This window comes from Leptothoe sp. PORK10 BA2, assembly GCF_034932105.1.
Lineage (GTDB): Bacteria > Cyanobacteriota > Cyanobacteriia > Phormidesmidales > Phormidesmidaceae > Leptothoe.
The window spans coordinates 25,245-45,397 of record NZ_JAYGIG010000025.1; the positions used below are offsets into that span (position 1 = coordinate 25,245).

Genomic DNA, 20,153 nt, shown 5'->3' on the forward strand with positions numbered 1-20,153 from the left:
CAATCGACAGATGTTATAAAACCCAAACCATCCCCATGGCTGAGCCTGAAAACATATACCTTCCCAAAACGGATGAGTCTGACGAGCTAAAGCGCATTCGTCACACCTTTTCCCACGTCATGGCCATGGCCGTGCAGCGGTTATTTCCTAAGGCTCAGGTCACCATTGGACCCTGGACTGAGTACGGGTTTTACTACGACTTTGACAATCCCGATCCCTTCTCCGACAAGGATCTAAAAACGATCAAGAAGGAGATGATCAAAATCATCAAAAAGGACTACCCCGTGGAGCGGGAAGAAGTATCCCGGGAAGATGCCAGAACCCGCATTGAAGCCTTAGGGGAACCCTACAAGCTGGAAATTTTAGACCGCATCGAAGAACCCATTACCCTTTACCATCTGGGCGATCAATGGTGGGATCTATGTGCCGGACCCCACGTGGCAAGCACGGGCCAACTCCATCCCAAAGCCTTTGACCTAGAAAGCGTAGCTGGAGCCTACTGGCGCGGTGACGAAACCAAGGCCCAGCTACAGCGGATCTATGGCACCGCCTGGGAAACCCCCGAACAGCTAGAGGAATATAAGCGCCGCCGGGAAGAAGCCAAAAAGCGGGATCACCGTAAGCTAGGCAAGGAGTTGGGCCTCTTCCTATTTTCCGAAGACGTCGGCCCTGGGTTACCCCTATGGACCCCCAAGGGCACCATACTGCGCTACACCCTAGAAGACTTCCTCAAACAGGAACAGATTAAGCGTGGCTATCTCCCCGTCGTCACCCCCCACATTGCCAAGGTAGACCTGTTCAAAACCTCGGGCCACTGGCAAAAATACAGCGAAGACATGTTTCCCATGATGGCGGAAACAGAGGTTGACAAAGCCAACGAGCAGGGCTTCGTGATGAAACCCATGAACTGCCCGTTCCACATCCAGATCTATAAAAACGAGCTCCGGTCCTACAAAGAACTGCCCATGCGGCTGGCCGAATTTGGTACGGTCTATCGCTATGAGCAGTCCGGGGAGCTGGGCGGCCTCACCCGCGTGCGTGGCTTTACGGTAGATGACGCCCACCTATTCGTCACCCCCGACCAGCTAGATGACGAATTCCTCAAAGTGGTCGACTTGATCCTGGCCGTTTTCAAGAGCCTCCAGCTAGATAACTTCAAAGCCCGCCTCAGCTTCCGCGACCCCGACTCTGACAAGTACATTGGCTCCGACGACGTCTGGGAAAAATCCGAGAACGCTATCCGACGGGCCGTCGAAACCCTCGGCATGGAGCATTTTGAAGGCATTGGCGAAGCCGCCTTCTACGGTCCTAAGTTGGACTTTATCTTTACCGATGCCCTCGGTCGCGAATGGCAGTTAGGCACCACCCAAGTGGACTACAACCTACCCGAACGCTTCAACCTGGAATACGTCGCCGACGATGGCACCCGCCAGCGCCCCGTCATGATCCACCGCGCCCCCTTTGGCTCCCTGGAACGCCTGATCGGCATTCTAATCGAACAGTACGCCGGACTCTTCCCCCTCTGGCTAGCCCCCGAGCAGGTGCGCCTAATGCCCGTCACCGCCGAGCAATTGCCCTTCGCTGAGCAAGTAGCCGAACAAATGCAGCCCCTGGGCATCCGCGTTGTCGTCGACCGCAGCGGCGAACGTCTCGGCAAAATGGTCCGCAACTCCGAAAAAGCCAAGATCCCAGTCATGGCAGTCATTGGAGCCAAGGAAGTAGAGGACAATAACCTCAGCATTCGCACCCGCCAAGCAGGAGATTTAGGTGCGATCGCAGTGCCCGACGTCATCACCCGACTAAAAGCCGCCCTAGATAGCCACGGGTACTTCTAATGTGAGTTCTGCTCCAGCATCTCCCAAAAATTCTGACCGGGATGGGTTTGGCCCCCAAGGATTATTCGGGGTTTGACCCAATAGCTTTCGGGGGCTCAACCCATCCTACGGGGATGTTGGCTGCGTTTGTAACGGTTCCTCCTCTGCCCAGCACCTACCCCAGAGGCGCCCCGCCCAGAGGCGCCCTGCCCTAAAGGGGAGGACCCTACCTTCAGCCATATTTCCGGCAAAAGGAATTACACCCCGTTTATTTCAACGACCCAACAATGTCCCAAACCGCCCAAATCACAGTCCCCGCAACCACCGCCAACATCGGCCCTGGCTTCGACTGCCTGGGCGCAGCCCTCACCCTCTACAACCACTTCACCTTTACCCCAGCTGACACCCTCACCATCAGCATCAGCGGTAAAGAAGCCGATCGCCTCAGCACCGGCCCCGACAACTTAGTCTACAAATCCTACGAAACGTTTTATCACCACCTCAACAAACCCACCCCCCCAGTCCAAATCCACATTGACCTCCACGTGCCCCTATCCCGTGGCCTTGGCAGCTCATCCACCGCCATCGTCGGTGGCCTGGTCGGTGCCAACCTATTAGCGGGCAATCCCCTCAGCCAGAATGAAATTGCCGCCCTCGCCACTGATATAGAAGGCCACCCAGACAACGTTGTCCCCGCCCTCCTAGGGGGCTGCCGTTTATCAGTCCAGGGCGAAAATGATGAACTCACCCTCTGCCAAATCCCCTGGCATGAATCCATTATTCCGATCGTGATTATTCCTGACTTTGAGCTGTCTACGGCGGCGGCTCGTCAGGTTTTGCCCGGTAGCTACAGCCGCAACGACGCCATCTTTAATACCGCTCATCTGGCTTTACTAACCCAGGCCCTAGCTAGCGGTAATGGTGAATGGTTGACTAAGGCACTGTGCGATCGCATCCACCAGCCCTACCGCAAAACCCTCATCCCCAACTACACCGACATCTACAGTAATGCCCTAGCCTCAGGCGCCTGGGGCCTAGTCATCAGCGGCGCTGGCCCCACCCTACTAGCCCTAGCCAGCCCAGAAACCGCCCCCAGGGTCAGCCAAAATCTAGGCACCCCCTGGCAAGCAAACAACATTCCCTACACGGTCCACCCATTGGCCATTGATCCCCATGGCACCCAGGCCCATTTAATCGACTAAACCCTTTTGAAACAAAGGTTTCACCAAGGGTTAACCCAGCAAAATCAAGGGCATTTTTTATTCTTTAGTATTTTTATCAATATAGATTTACCTAAATGTGAATGGCTACAGCCATATCAATGTCTAATGTGTAATAAATTCTATACTTACCGAAAGCTTTACATACCAGGCAAATCAAGAAAAGTAGCTGACTTTTAGGTAATTTGGCCTTATCAAAAGTTAACTAAGTTTCATATACTGTAACTGGGCGTAAATCAATAGGTATTTTTCCTTATTGCCGTCCGGTCAGTTAGCCTAGCGTTTTCATAAATGCAATGCTTTCCTGAATTCCTCCGACCTCTTCGACTAAGGCCGCCGCGAAAACAGTATCCCCTTTCAGGATCCATCGGTTCCCTTGCAGGGTTGTGTTGCAGACAATAAGCCTTTTCGCTTCACCTAGACCAACTGCCTCTCGGCAAATCACGCCTCTGAATAATGAGTTGTACGCATGAGTTGGCATGATTGTTGAACACTTTCCGTGGTTAACAGCGCTAGTTATATTCCCCCTACTGGCCGCTATTCCCATTTCCTTGCTGCCAGATAGCGAAGGCAAAACCCTCCGCTGGTATACCCTGGGCGCTTGCTTAGCCGAACTTGGTCTTATTTTTTATACGTTTGCTAATTACTACGATCTCCACCAACCTGGTCTGCAGCTAGTTGATAACTATGCCTGGGTACCTCAAATCGGCCTGAATTGGTCCTTGGCGGCGGATGGTCTATCCATGCCCCTAGTGATTTTGAGTGGTTTGGTCACCACCCTGGCGGTGGTCGCCTCCTGGAACATCACCCTCAAGCCTCGCCTCTACTTCTCCCTGCTGCTGTTGATGTTTAGTGCCCAGGTCGGTGTTTTCCTGGCCCAAGACATGCTGATGTTTTTCATCATGTGGGAACTGGAGCTAGTCCCGGTCTATTTGCTGATTTCTATCTGGGGCGGCCAAAAGCGCCTCTATGCAGCGACTAAATTTATCCTTTACACGGCCATTGGCTCCATCTTTATCTTGGTGGCAGCCCTAGCCATGGCCTTCTACGGTGACAACGTCACCTTTAATTTCAGCGAGCTAGCGGCAAAGGATTATTCCTTACCCATGCAGCTGTTCACCTACACCGGCTTCCTGATTGCCTTTGGCGTCAAGCTGCCGATATTTCCATTTCATACTTGGTTGCCCGATGCCCACAGTGAGGCTCCAGCGCCGGTATCCATGATTTTGGCTGGGGTACTGCTGAAAATGGCAGGCTACGGGCTGATCCGCATGAACATCGAGATGTTGCCCGATGCCCATGTTTACTTTGCCCCTATCTTAGCCATCCTGGGGGTGATCAACATTGTCTATGCATCCCTAGCCGCCTTTGGCCAAGATAACCTCAAGCGCCGCATGGCCTATTCATCCGTCGCCCACATGGGGTTTGTGCTCATTGGCTTGTCCGCCTTTACCACCCTGGGCATGAGCGGTGCCCTCCTGCAGATGATTTCCCACGGTCTGATTGCAGCAGTGTTATTCTTCCTGTCCGGTGTGGCTTACGAGCGCACCCACACCCTAGCCATGAACAAAATGGGTGGCATGGGTAAAGCTATGCCCGTGGCCTTCGGTTTATTTACCGCCGGTTCCATGGCCTCCTTGGCTCTACCTGGCATGAGCGGATTTGTGGCTGAACTGGCTGTGTTCCTAGGCTTTGCCACTAGCGATGCCTACAGCACCCTGTTTAAAGCAGTTATCGTCATTTTGGCCGCTATCGGGGTAATTTTGTCCCCGATCTACCTGCTGTCCATGCTGCGTCGCATCTTCTTTGGCAATGCGGGAGAGCTAGAGCTACCCAACAACACCTCCTGGGACATCAAGCCTCGGGAAGCGTTTGTGGCCATTGTCCTGCTCGTACCCATCATTGGTATTGGTCTCTATCCTAAGCTGGCGACCCAAACCTACGATGTGAAAAGCACTGAACTGGCTAACCGGGTACAGAATATCCGCCTGGCCCAAAATGCTGATCACGGACCTTTCTATGCTCAGGTGTTGACGGCTCCCGAACTGCTTGCCAGTCGGATTGCAAACGTGAGCATTCGCTAAGTCTGCATTTCTTTATTCCTTTCCCAGGGATAAAGAAGTCTTTCGATTCCTCTTAAAGTCGCTGGTACCCTAGGTTGGGCGCCAGCGACTTTTTGGTTTTGCCAGTGAGTTTCCCCCGTGTCCCCCCCTGGGGCATTGAATCCATTAGAGTGAAGGCGATTTACTTATTGGGGAAATTTCTAACGTTTCGCTATGGTCGCCTTGCTTCAGGAGTTTCCAGTCAGATATCCAGCTAGGCATGACAGTCTCAGGCCTAATAGTGCCAGAGACCGAAGCTGTTGCATCCTGTTCTATGGTCTTGGCCTGATGCTGTTATCCAGCCAGCCTGGATGGGCCCACGGCGCGATCGCAACCGTCAGCCCCACCTTCTCCATCGAAGCCGCCTTTACTTCGGGGGAGCCCATGGCCCTAGCCCAGGTCGTTGTTTACAGCCCTGACCAGCCCGAACAACCGTGGACCACGGGACAAACCAATCAGCAGGGAGAATTTGAATTTAGTCCCGATGCGCCCGGAAACTGGGAGGTGGTGATTCGGCAGGCGGGCCATGGTACCACCGTGAACGTTCCCGTGGCCATGGCACCGTCCACCGCCCAGGCCCAAACAAACAGCCAAACAGCCATAGCCACATCTGTTAGCAGCAGCCCCCTGCAACGTTGGGCCAGTGCCGGAGCCGCCCTGTGGGGCTTGGTGGGCACGGCCTTATTTTTTTCGCGAGGTAAACAGTCTTAGTGCATATTCCAGATGGTTTTGTCCCACCCCAACTTTGCATTGTGGGGTATGGTCTCAGCGGGTTAGTCACCTGGCATTGTCTACGACAAGTCAATCGGCAACCCGATCCAACGGCCCAAATGCCCAAGGCAGCCCTGTTGGCCTCGGCCTTTTTTGTCGCTTCTTCCATCCAGATTCCGCTGCCCCCCATGAGTTTGCACCTAGTGCTCAATGGTCTGCTAGGGGCGGTGTTGGGCTACTACTCCTTCCTCGCAATTTTGATCGGTCTGTTTTTCCAAGCCCTGTTTTTAGGCCATGGCGGTCTTTCCACCCTGGGGGTAAATGCCATCATTATCGGCGTGCCTGCCCTGGTGGGCCATGGCGTTTTCCAACTGCGGCGTTGGTTACCCCGCTCCCTGAGTCCAGCCCTGAGCTATGGCATCAGCGGATTCTTGGCCGGGGCCATCGGCATGGCCCTAGCCGTTACCCTGTTTATCAGTCTGTTGATCTTTGCCGTGCCCGTGGGGTTTGATGTGGCCACCGAACGGGCTGCCCTGCTCACCCTCGGCCTTGCCCATGGTCCCCTGGTGATTGTGGAAGGGGTATTTACGGCCCTGTTGGTAACATTTTTACAACGGACCAAACCAGAACTATTAAATGGTCTGGCCCCCATTAGCCGGCCAGATCAGCACCCTGGTCAATCCGTGAGCGCAGGAGAGCGACTATGCGACTAACCCTAGATACCTATGCCGGGCGGCAGTCTCCCATTCACCAATGGTGGCCTCGGGCCAAGCTGGTGGGCATGGGACTACTCATCCTAGGATTTGCTTCCGTCCAAACCTTGCAGCTGATCCCCCTGTGCTTGCTAGTGACGATCGTCCTCTATGGTCTGTCGGGTCTGCCCTGGTCCTTTTTGAGATCGCGCCTGCGCTATCCCGGTTTGTTTCTCCTGGGCCTGGTGATCGCCCTGCCGCTGCTGTCTGGCAGCACCGTACTGTGGCAGTGGGGTCCCCTAGCCATTCGTCAGGAAGGACTGCTGGCCATGGGGCTGATTGCCGGTCGGTTTCTCTCCATTGTCACCCTGGGCATGGTGTTACTGGGCACCACCCCACTGCTTACCCTAATCGACACCCTGGTTTCCCTGGGGCTGCCGCCGCTGTTAGCAGAAATGGCCTTGCTCTCTTACCGCTACCTATTTGACATGGCGGATCAGCTAGATTTGCTCCGTCAGGCCATGCGGCTCCGAGGGTTTCAGCCCAGGGGCAACCGCCGCAGCTGGCACCAACTAGCCACCGTCATGGGCACCTTGTTTATACGTAGTTATGAACAGTCAGAACGGGTCTACAAGGCCATGCGGTTGCGGGGCTATGGCTATGGTCGTCGTCTCTCACCCCAGATTAGGGGTTGGGGACAACCGGCAGATCTAGCAGCGACTGGATTATGCGCTACCATTGCCCTGATCCTGATCAGCTTACAGATGTGGTTCGTAGCACCTAGCCCTTAAGAAAGACCAACTAATAAAGATCAGCCAAAAGATCATCCGTAAATACCCTTAAAGAATCTTCCCTAATTTCTAAAAACAGATTTAAATCTCTTCCTACTATGATTCTCTCTAGCTCTTCTGAGTAGTATCTATGACATCTCTACTGCCTAAAAACTTGTCTGAGAAATCAATAGCGGCTGCCCCCCGCGTCACCGTAGCGGCCATTGCCATTGAGCATCTCTGCTTTTCCTATCCCGATCGACAGCAGGTACTCGACAATCTCAGTTTGCAAATTAACCCCGGTGAACGGGTGGGCATTATTGGCCACAATGGCTGCGGCAAAACAACCTTGTTTATGACCCTGTGTGGAGCCCTTACCCCCACCTCTGGGGCGGTTCGGCTGATGGATAAACCAGTAGTTGCCAATGGGTTTAATCCCCAAATTGGTCTTTTGTTTCAAAACCCCAACGATCAACTCTTTTCCGCATCGGTCAGGGAAGATATTCGCTTTGGCCCCGCCAACATGGACTTGCCCCACCATCAGGTGAATGAACGGGTGGAGGCAGCCATCCATATGACGGGATTACAGTCCCTGGCAGATCGCCCACCCCACCACCTATCTGGTGGCGAAAAGCAGATGGTGGCCATTGCAGGACTATTGGCCATGCAGCCCCAGATCGTACTGTATGACGAGCCGACCGCCAGCCTTGATATTCGCAGTCGCCGCCGGTTGATTACCTTTATGCAAGGACTGGAACAAACCATGGTGATTGCCTCCCATGATTTGGAATTTTTGTTAGAGGTTTGCGATCGCACCCTAGTCATGTACCAAGGCAAAATTGTTGCCGACGGTCATCCCCGAGAGATCATGAGCAATGACCGCCTCATGGAAACCTACGATCTAGAAAAACCCCATTCGTTAATTCCCCACACCATTAATCACCACAAGTAATACCCATCACAAGTAATCCATTTAATCCATTACTCAAAGCTCTAGCCCCCATGCTGGGCTTGGCCATCATGCCTGTTCTCCGCCGCAAAGGATTCATCAAAAAAAGCGGCGGTTTTCTCCAACTCAGTTCCCCCCTTCAGACGATAGAACGCCAGGGCACGAATCAACGCCTCATCCCGTTGGACAATGCGAATGGCTCGCGAAGCACCCTTTTCACTTTTGTAGGGATTATCCAACCACAGGGCATCGCTCAGCCCTAGGGCCGCCACCAACGGCGTAGCAGCCTCTGTTTTTAAGCGTTCCACCACCGCCGCTGGCAGATCAGCCAATACTTCCGATTCCGTTAGCTGCTGAGCACGGGCGAGTAATGATTGAAGTCTTTCCGTATCTACACCCATTAACCCAGGTCCTTTTTTCCCAAAACTTTACATTTCCCCTGAAACTATTCAGTAACTCCGTAACGTCACCTATACGGTACGTATGATTTTTCTATCGCTTCACAATATCTACCATGGTATTTCCGAAAACTTACACAGAGCAACACTATACGACGGCAGTTACCGCAGCTGTTGCGGATCTTTTACAAAGTTACCGTGGCTATCAGATTGATGCCATGCACCCCCGGTCTACCTATGAACGCGGTACCCGTGGGTACGAGCTGTGGATTACGGCCTGGGATAGAAACGAAGATCGATATGAGTTTGTCTATGAGCTACACATTGGCGCAGTGCATGGGGAATTAATTGTTTTGTCCTGGATGCCGTTATAAACCGGGTCGGCCTACCGAGGCCTATCCGCTCAACCAGGGATCAGCCATAGGCACAATAAAAACCCCTAAGGCTGACGGACCTTAGGGGTTAATGGAAATGACTAAACTAGCGCGGTAAGAGCGATTGCTGACCTGGAGGAATACATCAATGGGGCCTAACGGTCTTGATCCAAAACATCAAGGGTTGGCCCATCGAGAATCAGCAATGCCCAATCAAAATACAGCCGGGTATACCCAACATATTTGAGTAGAGCGAAAAAAGGTCTACGCTTTACGGGAGTAGTACTCAACCACGAGCAGCTCGTTGATGTTGAGGGCGATCCATTCGCGTTCGATGACGCTATTCACCTTGGCTTCCATCTTGGCTTTATCAAACTCTAGGTGAGTTGGAATGTTAGCTAGACCAGGAAATTCCAGGTTGGCTTCCACCAGCTTCTTCGAGACGTCTTTTGGACGCACACCGATGACATCACCGGGGCGGCACTGGTAGCTAGGAATGCTAACTACGCGACCGTTGACGGTAATGTGACCATGGTTCACGACTTGGCGAGCAGCAGGGATGGTAGGCCCCATGCCCAGTCGAAAAATGGTGTTATCCAAACGCATTTCTAGCTGCTGCAGGATGACCTGCCCAGTGGAACCACCAGCACGACGTGCTTTTTTCACGTAGCGCAGTAGCTGACGCTCGGTGACGCCGTAGTTATAGCGAAGCTTTTGCTTCTCTTCTAGACGAATGCAATATTCGGATTTCTTTTTCCGTGCCTGGCCATGCTGACCAGGAGGATATGCCTTACGGGCAACTTTCCGGGTGAGACCGGGAAGTTCTCCGAGACGGCGGGTGATGCGAAGGCGAGGACCTCTATATCGCGACATGTAGCGTTTAGTCTCCTTGATAGGAATATTCCGGTCCCCAATTATAGGGGATGGGGTGCCCCAACGCCACCGGTATTTGGGTAGGTTATGTTTACCAACGAAAATTGATTAGAAATCGGCATAAATGCCCCCCCATCCAGATTCAATGGAATAAATTCACCTATGGCAGAATTACAGGTTGCAATTGAAGGAGCCGCCGCCGCCACCGCCGCCGAGGCGTTGGTCGCCCTAGACGGTGTGGACGGCAGCTACGAAGTCAGTGGCGCAGTGCAAAAAGACGGCGGCCTAACGGCGGTGGCCACCATTGTGGGGATCGTTGGCGGCGTCATGACCATCGCGGAGCAGATATATAGGTGGTATGCCGCCTGGCGGGAGCAGCAGCAGGATCAGCCCAAGATTGAGAAGGTCCTGATCGTCACTGCCCAGGGGCGTCTGTTATTAGAAGGAGCCACCGTAGAAGAAATCGCGAAGATACTGGCACCCCTAGCAAAATAATTCTGGTTCCCAGGCTCGGCCTAGTCAACACCCCTGCCGCTTGACTCACTCTCCGCTCCCCCTGCCATGCGCATTTTTCACATCGATCTCAAACCCAAAGACGATCAGCACATTGCCCTCCGCTATGGCTGGGAAAATCTGAGCGACTTCGCAGAACGAATCCTGCCCATGTCAGAGATTTCTGACTTAATCGCCAGGGCAGAACGGGACTATTATGTGCAACTGCTACCAGACGACTATGGAATTACGGGTCAGCGGTTATATCAATGGCTGGATGGCAGCGATCGCTGGCTGGCGGGACAGCTGAGTAATGAACCAGATCTGACGGTGCTGGCCATTGCGGCGGCGGGGCGGTTGGCCCATTTACCTTGGGAAGTCCTGCATGATGGGCAAGAGTTTTTGGTGGCGAAGCTGGCACGGGCCGTGGTGCCGGTGCGGTGGTCGGGGACAGGCACCCAGCCATTGACGGTGGCAGAGGCTGAACCGGCTAACCGGGCTTTAAATGTATTGTTTATGGCCACCTCACCGACAGGGGTGGAGCCGGAGCTGGACTTTGAAGCGGAGGAGGGGCGCATTCTGACTGCGACGAAAAGGCAGCCCCTGGCCCTGACGGTGGAGGAAAGTGGCTGTCTGGAGGAGTTACAGAATCTGGTGGCCTCCCATGACCGGGGCTGGTTTGATGTACTACATCTGACGGGCCATGCAGGCCACACCGATGATGGACCGATATTTATCACCGAAACGGAGTTAGGCCAGCGGCGAGATGCGACGGCCCAGGATATTGCTAAGGCGGTGCAGTTTCGGTTTCCGGCGGTGGTGTTTTTGTCGGGTTGTCGGACGGGGCAGAGTGGGAAAGCAGGAACGGTACCCTCCATGGCAGCGCAGCTATTGGGCCATGGGGCGGGGGCGGTGCTGGGTTGGGGGCAACCGGTGCTAGACCAGGATGGCACTACCGCAGCGGCAGCGTTGTATGGCGGGTTGGCCGCGGCGAAAAGTTTGCCGGAGGCGTTGGCGTTGACGTATCAGGCGATGTTAGAGGCCAAGGCACGGGATTGGCATTTGCTGCGGCTGTACGTGGCGGCGGCGATACCGGGAGCGTTGGTGACGCCCATGCGGACGCAGGGACGGAAAAAGGCTCCGAAACCATCGGTGGTGTCGGTGTTTTTGGATCAGGATGGGGTGGGTCGGGCGGTGGCCGGTCGGGAGAGTTTTGTGGGACGGCGGCGGGAGCTACAGGCTTGTTTGCGGGCGCTGATGCCCTATGGCGAGGAAGAAGCCCTGGGGGTGTTGCTCCATGGGATGGGGGGAAATGGGAAGAGTACCCTGGCGCTACGGCTGTGCGATCGGCTGACGGGCTATGAAAAGGTGGTGTGGATTGGGCCGGTGGATGAGAACGGTCTGGTGAATCGGCTGGCGGACCAGGTGAAAGGGGCGGACCTGCAGCAGCGGTTACGGCAGACGGATGAACCGCTGAAGTATCGGCTAGAGGCGGTGTTTGGGCAGTTGGAAACGCCGTTATTGCTGGTGCTGGACGATTTTGAGCAGAATCTGGAGACGGAAAATCCGCAGCGGTTAAAGCCGGGGATAGCAGACCTGCTGAAGGCGATGCTGTGGGCGATTGAACAGACGGACAGCGACCATCGGCTGTTGATTACCTGTCGGTATGAGTTTGAGTTTAGTGGGTTGTCGCAGATTTATCGGCAGCCATTGGCGACGTTTAAAGGGGCGAACCTAGAGAAGAAGTGTAGTCGGCTGGCGGCGTTTCAGCCGGGGTCTGGGGTGGATGGGGTGTTGCAGACAAAGGCGAAAGAATTGTCGGATGGGAATCCGCGATTGTTGGAATGGTTGTCGAAGGTGTTGGTGGATCAGAGAACTGACACTGAGGCGATTTTAGCGGCAATGGCAGAGAAGACCGAAGAGTTTCGGGAGAATATTTTGGCGGAGACGTTGCTAGGGCAGCAGTCGGCGGAGATGCGAGAGTTTTTGAGTCGGGGGCTGGTGTATGAGTTGCCGGTGCCGAGGGAGGCGATGCTGGCGGTGGGGGATGGGGAGCGGCACATTGAGCGGGCGGTGGCGCTGGGGTTGATGGAGCGGACGACAGAGGATAGTTTGCGGGTGCCGAGGGTGCTGCCGTTGGAGGTGCCGGAGAGTAAAGAGCTGGCAGGACTGGCGGCGAAGGAATTGTATCGGTTGTGGTGGCAAGAAGCAGAGGGCTCTAGTGAGGTCCAGCGGTTGGAGATACATCGGTTGGCGATGGTGGGGGAAGAGGGAGAGATTGTAGTAGAGATTGCTAACCGATTAGCTGGACAGTTCAGAGTTAAAAGTCGATATCAAGAAGCTGTCAATCTTTGTCAAAAATCTCTTCAGGTAACTACAAGCTATAAGCTTTCCCATGAATTAGCGACCTCTGCAAGGGAAATTGGGGAGGTTGACTTGGCATTAACGTTTTTTGACCAGGCACTGGAGACCTGTCCTGATGATGATGAACTTTTGAAAGCTGCAATATTTCATGAGTCAGCCATTCTCAAAGCGGGCCAGGGGGATGTGGAGGGTGCGATCGCACTCTACCAACAGTCCTTAGCCATCAAAGAAAAAATCGGCGATGCCCAAGGCAAAGCCGCCACCCTGCACCAAATGGCCATCCTCAAAGCGAACCAGGGGGATGTGGAGGGTGCGATCGCACTCTACCAACAGTCCTTAGCCATCACTGAAAAAATCGGCGATGTCAAAACCAAAGCCGCCACCCTGCACGAAATGGCCATCCTCAAAGCGAACCAGGGGGATGTGGAGGGTGCGATCGCACTCTTCCAACAGTCCTTTTTCATCACTGAAAAAATCGGCAATGAAAAAGGCAAAGCTGCCACCCTGCACCAAATGGGCAGACTCAAAGCGAACCAGGGGGATGTGGAGGGTGCGATCGCACTCTACCAACAGTCCTTAGACATCGAAGAAAAAATCGGCAATGTCCAAGGCAAAGCCTCCACCCTGCACCAAATGGCCATCCTCAAAGCAAACCAGGGGGATGTGGAGGGTGCGATCTCACTCTACCAACAGTCCTTAGACATCAAAGAAAAAATCGGCGATGAACAAGGCAAAGCCGCCACCCTGCACCAAATGGCCAGCCTCAAAGCGGACCAGGGGGATGTGGAGGGTGCGATCGCACTCTTCCAACAGTCCTTAAACATCACTGAAAAAATCGGTGATGTCCAAACTAAAGCCGCTACATTATGGTGGTTAGGCCAACTCTTTGCTGAGCAAAAACAAGAACCTACGACAGGTCTCACCTATTTGCATCAAGCCTTGACCATTTATCAGCAAATAAGATCTCCCAAAGCAGATAGCCTGGAGCAAACTATCCGTCGCATTGAAAACAATCTTCCGTAAGAATTTATTCTAATCCCATGGGAAGGTGGGCTGTGCCCACTCTACATATCCTTAGCGCTAGCGGGAGACCCACCCCGTTGCCCTTCCCAGGAGGGGATAGGTATGGGCTTGCGTTGATAGAGATAATACGAACGAGGAACTATGTCCTCCCGCTGAAACAATTTTCCATCATCCCCTCCCGGGAGGGGTGCCCAACGGGCGGGGTGGGTTAACCGCTAGCGCCACAGCCCGAAACCCCTTCAGGAAGGTTCTTCTAGGAAAAAGAAAATGGGAGCTATGGGTTGATAGCGAGGCGGGAGACCCACCCCGTTGCCCCTCCCAGGAGGGGAGAAAGTATGGGCTACGATGTTGATAGTGGATAAGAATTTGCTTGGAGAATTTTACGCTCCGAATTTTCTCCACAAGCCAGGTCAGCACCCATATAATTGCCCCCGCCGTAACCCCAACTTAATGCCACCAGGGATAACACAGTAGGTTGGGTTTTAGGGCGGCCTTCCGGCCCTAACCATGGGGGTTTGGGGAACTCGGAGGGACCCCAAGCAACATCTTTAGCCTCCTCACCAGCCCACCAAAAGACACTCCCATAACCACTTGCCATCCGGAATCATCAGTCAACTTTCCCCACCAGCTTCCCCTAGCCGATTTGGAACGACTATGCCAACGACTTCGCTCCGGGGACGCTAACATTATTTGTAAGTAGCCAAACATTCTCTGTTGCTGCAAATTTTCCCTTCAAACCATCAGGTATATTTGTGCTAGCCATGAGAGTTAAATCATAACTATCTCCATAGTGTTGATTAACTTCCTCATCACTAATAGAGAAAGGAGGACCTGACATCAGGCTTTGGTCATACTCATAGCTAACCAACAACTGCGGCGCTTGGCCTGTAATCTCTCTCAAATGTGCCGTATATCGATGGCGTATTTCATCAGGCAGGGCGACCAACGCGGCTCTGTCATAAATGGCATCTACCGAGCCAAGTATCTGGCTAGACACATCAAAGATATTGCCAACAAATATGTCAATATTGGAGGCGCTGTACTGCTTGAGTTGACCAAGCTCCGATATTTTGGGCTCCACCCCAAGCTCAATAAACAATTGCTCAATCGCAATTTCAACTAGTTCGGCTCCAGCCACATGGTAACCATTGGACAACAGCCAAGCAATATCAAGGGTTTTACCGCATAATGGCACAAATACACGGCTGCCTTTGACTAAAGCAAGCTCTTTGAAGTAAGTAACTAGCACAGGGTTAGCTTCACTCCAGTGGAAACCAATATTATTCGTTTTCCACGCCTGCAACCAAAAATTTTCATCCATAGTAAACTTCCTTGAGGGATTTTTCTACCCATAACATTCCGCCTGGGCAGTTAAACCTTGTCCACGTCCAGAACTGTAGTCTTTCTGGTGAGGAAACTCAAGGTTTCAACTTGGACGTGGTTGATAAACACCCCTCCCAGGTTCATAGAACTCTTGTAGCCAGTTGTCTGCCGTCGGATATGGTGGAAAACTCTCAAACATCCAAAATATCGTCATCCATCGACGACACACACAACAACAAACAACCACCCAAAGATTCTGGCTGATGACTTGTTTTCCCAGGCGCAGAAACCCGCTCACCAGAATGATACACCTGCCCATCCACAATAAAGTCTCCCTCCAATACCAGCACAGTCTCTCCACTAGCATGGTAATGATTTGGAAATAGTCCCTTGCCAACCTTACGAGCAAAAAAGGCGGCCTCGCGAGATACTTCATCGGTCTGCCAAGTGGCCACCGTTACCCCTGACTCCCCAGGCAGCAAAGACCAGTCCAACTCAGCCGCCTTTTGCCTCAATTCAGCCATGGGCAAATCCAACAGTCGCAATAAGTCTGAACTCGCCCCCAGCGACAGATCAGCAATCCGCTGAAATAGTCGATCCTTCAGATCTACCGCCATGGTTATGGGCGGCAAACCATAGATCAACTGGGCCGTGATCTCTTCAAACTCACGAACGGATTGACCCAACTCGCCATTATCCAGTAGAACCTGCTCAAACTGCCTACGCTCATCTGCCTCTAACACGTCCAGAGCGTAAAGGGGGGCCAGATCAGAAGCATTCACATTTGGGTTGAGATCAGGACTGTTCATGTCTCTAATATTAGCTTGGCAAATGCATAATCGACATCTGCCATCTGCCCGCCATTGGCTCGGGATTGGCCCTAGGGGTATCAATTTAAGCCGGAAAATCCTGACTAGGTGGGGAATCAGGGTCCAGAAGCCAGAAGCCAGTGAGGCCCTGATTCCTGACCCCTGACTTCTGAATACTATCCTTGGGAAAACGTTCCGCTTTGAGTTGGTACCCGGCCCTAGGAAGTCAATCCAGTCAACCAGGTCAATCGCCCAAGATATCATCGTCCATGGACGACACACAAAACACTAGGCACCCAGCCATCGTTTCTGGCTGATGGCTAGTATTACCAGGCGATGAAATGCGTTCTCCGGTGCGATACACCTGGTTATCTACGACAAAGTCTCCTGCCAATACCAGGACGGTCTCACCGCTGGCATGGGCATGGTTCGGAAATAGGCCGCCGTCAGTTTTACGCACAAAAAAGGCCATTTCTCGGGAAGGTTCATCCAACTGCCAAGTGGCAAACTCAGCCCCTGTATTACCCGGCAGCAAAGACCAGTTCAACTCAGCCGCCTTTTGCTTCAGCTCAGCCATGGGCAAATCCAACAGTCTTACCAAGTCCGAACTGGGTCCTATATGGTCAACAGCAATCCGCTGAAATAAGCGCTCCTTTAGATTCGCCGCCATGGACATCGGTGGCGCACCATAGGCTAATGTGGCCGCTGTTGCTTCAAACTCACGAACGATCTGATTGAGTTCCCTACTATCCAATAACATCTGTTCAAACTGCCCAAGCTCATCTGTCTCTAGCGCATCCAGGGCATAGAGGGCAGCCGTATCCGCGGCATCAGAATTTGGATAGGGTTCGGGAGTGGTCATGTCTTTAATATTAACTCGATGACTGAAGAATAAGCATGGCCATATACACCGGAATCTATATAGGAGGTATATGCTGGCTCTGACGGATTGGACCTCATTTTTAGTCTGTACTCAAGGATGCCTTCAGCTTGCGTAAACCTAGCCGTATCCGCGTTTTAACCGTCCCTAGGGCGATGCCAGTTTGCTGCGCAATTTCCGACTGACTGTAACCTCGGTAATAGGCCAACTCAATCACCAGACGTTGCTCATCGGTGAGCTCGGTCAGGGCCTGGATCACCACCATTCGCCGTTCGTCAATCATCAACGCATCCTCAGGGAGATTGGATGAACTCACCTGGGCCGTATTGGTGGCGGCTTCCACCACCTTGGTTTGCCGTTGCCGTTGCCGCAATCGATCCAACGATCGGCTGCGGGTCATTAGAAATAGCCACGAATCTACCCGACTACGACTGGCATCGTAACGGGCGGCTGTTCGCCAAGCCTTGGTAAATACATCCAGGACAACTTCTTCTGCTTCTTCTACCGATCCTAGAATTTTGAATGCCAATGAATACATCACCCGGGCGTAGCGGTCATAGAGCTGACTCAGGGCTGTTTGGTCTCCCTGGACCATGCCGAAAATCAATTCAGTTTCATCTTTGGATGGTAGTCGAGCCATTTATTTCAACTTTTTTTTGAAACCGAGAGATCCAATCCGCCAGACGCAGCGTATACCTTTTCAGATTGCACCAAATCATCCCTACCCAGTAGAGCAGATATTAGCTGCTCCGACAGTATTGACGACTTTCCATATGTTGTCATGGCCCATGCTCCCAAGCAACCGGGTCTGCTTTGAAATGCGTGCAATTCTCAAATTCTATCCTATTCGTTCCCCCGAAGGAAAAATAAACCATGCTGAACTCTTTACAAACCACCCTAGGCCGCCTCACCAAACGTCAAACTTGGCTCAAACTCAGTGGTATCGTTCTTGTTACCGCCCTCACCCTGGGGGGTACGGCCACCTTTATTCAGGCCTCTGACCATGATGACGGCGAAGTGGATGTTAAGGGCCGAAGCCTCAACCTGACTGATCTCTATGCTTTTAGGGAAAAGGACCAAAACCCCAATGCAGGTGGGGATAATCTGATCCTGATGATGAACACTAATCCCCGTTCTGTAGCACGGCAACAATATTACTTCAGCACCAATGCCCGCTATGAGTTTCACATTGACTCTGTTGCTAATAAGAATGCCAGAGTCACTGGCCAGCCAGATGTGACCCTGCGCTTTGAATTTGGTGCCCCTGACAACCAACAGAGACAGAAAGTTACCCTCACCGCTATCAGAAGTGGTAAAGTTGTCAAGCGTGAAGCTATTACCACTCCCCTACTCAAAAACACTGCTAGTGTAAACAATTTGACTATTGGGGGCAAAAACCTAGCTGTCTTTGCGGGACTACGGGAAGATCCGTTCTTCTTTGATGTGGAACAGTTTTTCCGCGTTCGGGCTGGAGCCGCTGGCATTGGCCCTGTCGTGGGTTTCCGTAACGCTAGCCAAGCACTGGACTTCGCCAAGGGCTATAACGTGAATACCATTGCCGTCCGGGTTCCTAGGTCGTTTTTACAAGGCAATGCCAGCAGCAATGTCTTTGATGTCTGGACCACCATCTCCACCCCCAGGGCCGATGGCAAATACGCCCAAGTCGAGCGTCTAGCCCGACCAGGCATCAATGAAGGTCTGATCTTGACTAATGACTTCCTCAATGCCCTCAACAGTGTTGGTCCTGACTTCGAAGCCGCTGCTCTGGCTGGGCAACAACCCGCCGCCGGCATTGCTGGACCCATCGTCGCCGAAGCGAAGAAAACATTACGCGCCCTGGGTAACGATGAAGCACGTACCAACGCCCTAATTGGAGCATTCCTACCCGATGTCATGCGGATTGATACCAACGGCCCCAGTGGCTATGCCAATGAGCTCAATGCGGCAGGGAGCCCTGTCCGTGGACGTATGCTCAAGGATGATGTCATTGACATTACGTTGAGTGTTCTTTCTAATGGGGTGATAACCTCAGACAATGTCTCCTATGATGGCACACCGGGTAATCCGGCCCAGGGACATCGGCCTTTGCAGCCGGCGTTTCCTTACTTGGCATTGCCTAATTAGGGGGGGATTTCTCCCTTTTTAAGGGGACAGAAGAGGGGGTACGACAATGTCATAAATGATCGCTCCCTCTGAAGATCTCTCTTTAGCTGCCATGGGCCTGCTAAAGGCACTGCTATCAATTTTTTTGCAACATGGCAGGCCTCTCAAAGACTCCCTAAAGTTTCCATAAACCCCCATTTATGGGAGCCTTTGAGTTTATTCTCTGCTTAAGTCTCACCTACGCCGTTATCCCCTAGATAACCATGCTTTTAACCTTAAGACCCTACTTTCTTCAGCGCCGTCAACAACTCCTCTGGGGCCTTGGTCTCATTCTCTTCGCCACCATTCTCCAACAACTTAAACCTTTACTCAGCTCTAACCCCTATAACTATCCCTTCTCTTCCCCTAACAATAGTGACATCACCGGCCAACTAGAGGAGGAACTAGCCTTTCATAAAAATCGCATCCGCCAAACCCCAACCGATGGTCTTAGCCAATCGGCCCTGGCCAATACCTATCTCAACCTTGCCCGCGCCACGGGCGATGCTAATTGGTATCTCCTAGCTGAACAATCCGCTGAACAGTCTTTGCAAAAGCTCCCCTTTAGCAACCAGGGAGCCCAACTTGTTCAAGCCAAAGTGGCTGAAGCCCGCCATGATTTTGACCGTGCTGTTTTCTTAGCCGATCAAGTTTTAATCACCCAGCCCGCTTCCGAACAAGCTCAATCCATCCTGATTACGGCTCACCTAGGCAAGGGCAACTTGACCGCAGCTAAAGCAATTGCGGAGCAACTTGTGCAGCAAGTTCCCACCCTGGGGACCCTCACCCTGCGGGCTCTAGTCCATGTCGCCCAAGGTGAGGATGCCCTGGCGATCCAAAACTTCGAAGCTGCCCTCAAAGTCGAGGAACCCCAAGAAGCGGGCAGTTCTGCCTGGACCCGTACCTTGATGGGTCGCTTCTACGCCAGCCGTGGTGATGGTCAAAGGGCTCGGCAACTTTACCAAGAGGCCCTGGAAATTCTGCCGCGATATCCTCTGGCGTTGGTGCAGATGGCTGAGCTAGAGATGCGCCAGGGGCACTATCGTTGGGTGCATCTCACCTTTGAAGTAAGCATAAATACTTAAGGGGAAAGAAATGATTCACGTCGGTTATCTTATAAAGTGCCCCCATTTGTGCTGAGGCCTTAGAACAATCATGGACACATCTAAAGCAGAGAAAATCAAAGCCCATGCCCGCGCTATTGCCGAATTACTTTA

General features: G+C 52.8%; 18 protein-coding genes. 12 read left to right on the forward strand and 6 right to left on the reverse strand.

Going from position 1 to position 20,153, the window contains the following annotated elements; genetic code table 11:
- Positions 1-35: 35 nt before the first annotated feature.
- The 7 genes from thrS (at position 36) to VB741_RS08815 (ending at position 8,261) form a co-directional block, all read left to right on the forward strand.
- Entirely contained in the window at positions 36-1,835 is a 1,800-nt protein-coding gene (gene thrS / locus VB741_RS08785) for a threonine--tRNA ligase (RefSeq protein ID WP_323364789.1), read from the forward strand.
- A 266-nt stretch (positions 1,836-2,101) separates the two neighbouring features.
- A complete protein-coding gene (thrB, locus tag VB741_RS08790) occupies positions 2,102-3,016 on the forward strand; it encodes a homoserine kinase (RefSeq protein WP_323364790.1) in 915 nt (304 codons plus the stop codon).
- Between the two features lie 497 nt (positions 3,017-3,513).
- On the forward strand, positions 3,514-5,118 hold the full coding sequence (locus tag VB741_RS08795) for an NAD(P)H-quinone oxidoreductase subunit 4 (protein WP_323364791.1): 1,605 nt from the start codon (positions 3,514-3,516) through the stop codon (positions 5,116-5,118).
- A 306-nt stretch (positions 5,119-5,424) separates the two neighbouring features.
- A complete protein-coding gene (locus VB741_RS08800) occupies positions 5,425-5,847 on the forward strand; it encodes a carboxypeptidase-like regulatory domain-containing protein (protein WP_323364792.1) in 423 nt (140 codons plus the stop codon).
- Entirely contained in the window at positions 5,847-6,560 is a 714-nt protein-coding gene (cbiM, locus tag VB741_RS08805) for a cobalt transporter CbiM (RefSeq protein WP_323364793.1), read from the forward strand. The genes VB741_RS08800 and cbiM overlap by 1 nt, the downstream gene beginning before the upstream one ends.
- The gene (gene cbiQ, locus VB741_RS08810) at positions 6,551-7,330 is read left to right on the forward strand and encodes a cobalt ECF transporter T component CbiQ (protein ID WP_323364794.1); all 780 of its coding nucleotides are present in this window, start codon (positions 6,551-6,553) and stop codon (positions 7,328-7,330) included. Before cbiM ends, cbiQ begins: the two co-directional genes overlap by 10 nt.
- 130 nt (positions 7,331-7,460) lie before the next feature.
- Positions 7,461-8,261 (forward strand): energy-coupling factor ABC transporter ATP-binding protein, encoded by an 801-nt coding sequence (locus VB741_RS08815; protein WP_323364795.1) that lies wholly within the window; start codon positions 7,461-7,463, stop codon positions 8,259-8,261.
- A gap of 41 nt (positions 8,262-8,302) precedes the next feature.
- Here the strand turns inward: VB741_RS08815 and VB741_RS08820 are convergent, their stop codons facing one another.
- Positions 8,303-8,659 carry a hypothetical protein gene (locus VB741_RS08820; RefSeq protein ID WP_323364796.1) on the reverse strand — a complete coding sequence of 119 codons (357 nt, stop codon included), beginning with the start codon at positions 8,657-8,659 and terminating at the stop codon, positions 8,303-8,305.
- Between the two features lie 113 nt (positions 8,660-8,772).
- Between VB741_RS08820 and VB741_RS08825 the strand changes: the two genes are divergently transcribed.
- Complete coding sequence (locus tag VB741_RS08825) at positions 8,773-9,030, forward strand: hypothetical protein (protein ID WP_323364797.1); 258 nt, start codon at positions 8,773-8,775, stop codon at positions 9,028-9,030.
- Between the two features lie 264 nt (positions 9,031-9,294).
- Here VB741_RS08825 and rpsD read toward each other — a convergent pair whose 3' ends face one another.
- Entirely contained in the window at positions 9,295-9,903 is a 609-nt protein-coding gene (rpsD, locus tag VB741_RS08830; RefSeq protein ID WP_323364798.1) for a 30S ribosomal protein S4, read from the reverse strand.
- 162 nt (positions 9,904-10,065) lie between these two features.
- Between rpsD and VB741_RS08835 the strand changes: the two genes are divergently transcribed.
- Together VB741_RS08835 and VB741_RS08840 are read left to right on the forward strand one after the other, a co-directional pair.
- Complete coding sequence (locus VB741_RS08835) at positions 10,066-10,398, forward strand: hypothetical protein (RefSeq protein WP_323364799.1); 333 nt, start codon at positions 10,066-10,068, stop codon at positions 10,396-10,398.
- Positions 10,399-10,464: 66 nt separating this feature from the next.
- Positions 10,465-13,782, forward strand: a complete 3,318-nt coding sequence (locus VB741_RS08840) for a tetratricopeptide repeat protein (RefSeq protein WP_323364800.1) — start codon at positions 10,465-10,467, stop codon at positions 13,780-13,782.
- 652 nt (positions 13,783-14,434) lie between these two features.
- On the opposite strand, the gene tmpT is transcribed toward VB741_RS08840, so the two are convergent.
- The 4 genes from tmpT to VB741_RS08860 form a co-directional block, all read right to left on the reverse strand.
- Positions 14,435-15,103, reverse strand: coding sequence for a thiopurine S-methyltransferase (gene tmpT, locus VB741_RS08845; protein ID WP_323364801.1), 669 nt, complete (start codon positions 15,101-15,103; stop codon positions 14,435-14,437).
- 193 nt (positions 15,104-15,296) lie between these two features.
- On the reverse strand, positions 15,297-15,914 hold the full coding sequence (locus VB741_RS08850; RefSeq protein WP_323364802.1) for a cupin domain-containing protein: 618 nt from the start codon (positions 15,912-15,914) through the stop codon (positions 15,297-15,299).
- A gap of 244 nt (positions 15,915-16,158) precedes the next feature.
- Positions 16,159-16,776, reverse strand: a complete 618-nt coding sequence (locus VB741_RS08855) for a cupin domain-containing protein (protein ID WP_323364803.1) — start codon at positions 16,774-16,776, stop codon at positions 16,159-16,161.
- A 100-nt stretch (positions 16,777-16,876) separates the two neighbouring features.
- Complete coding sequence (locus VB741_RS08860) at positions 16,877-17,434, reverse strand: sigma-70 family RNA polymerase sigma factor (protein ID WP_323364804.1); 558 nt, start codon at positions 17,432-17,434, stop codon at positions 16,877-16,879.
- A gap of 233 nt (positions 17,435-17,667) precedes the next feature.
- Between VB741_RS08860 and VB741_RS08865 the strand changes: the two genes are divergently transcribed.
- Together VB741_RS08865 and VB741_RS08870 are read left to right on the forward strand one after the other, a co-directional pair.
- Entirely contained in the window at positions 17,668-18,918 is a 1,251-nt protein-coding gene (locus VB741_RS08865; RefSeq protein ID WP_323364805.1) for a DUF4331 domain-containing protein, read from the forward strand.
- A 242-nt stretch (positions 18,919-19,160) separates the two neighbouring features.
- Positions 19,161-20,021, forward strand: coding sequence for a tetratricopeptide repeat protein (locus VB741_RS08870; RefSeq protein ID WP_323364806.1), 861 nt, complete (start codon positions 19,161-19,163; stop codon positions 20,019-20,021).
- Positions 20,022-20,153: the final 132 nt, after the last annotated feature.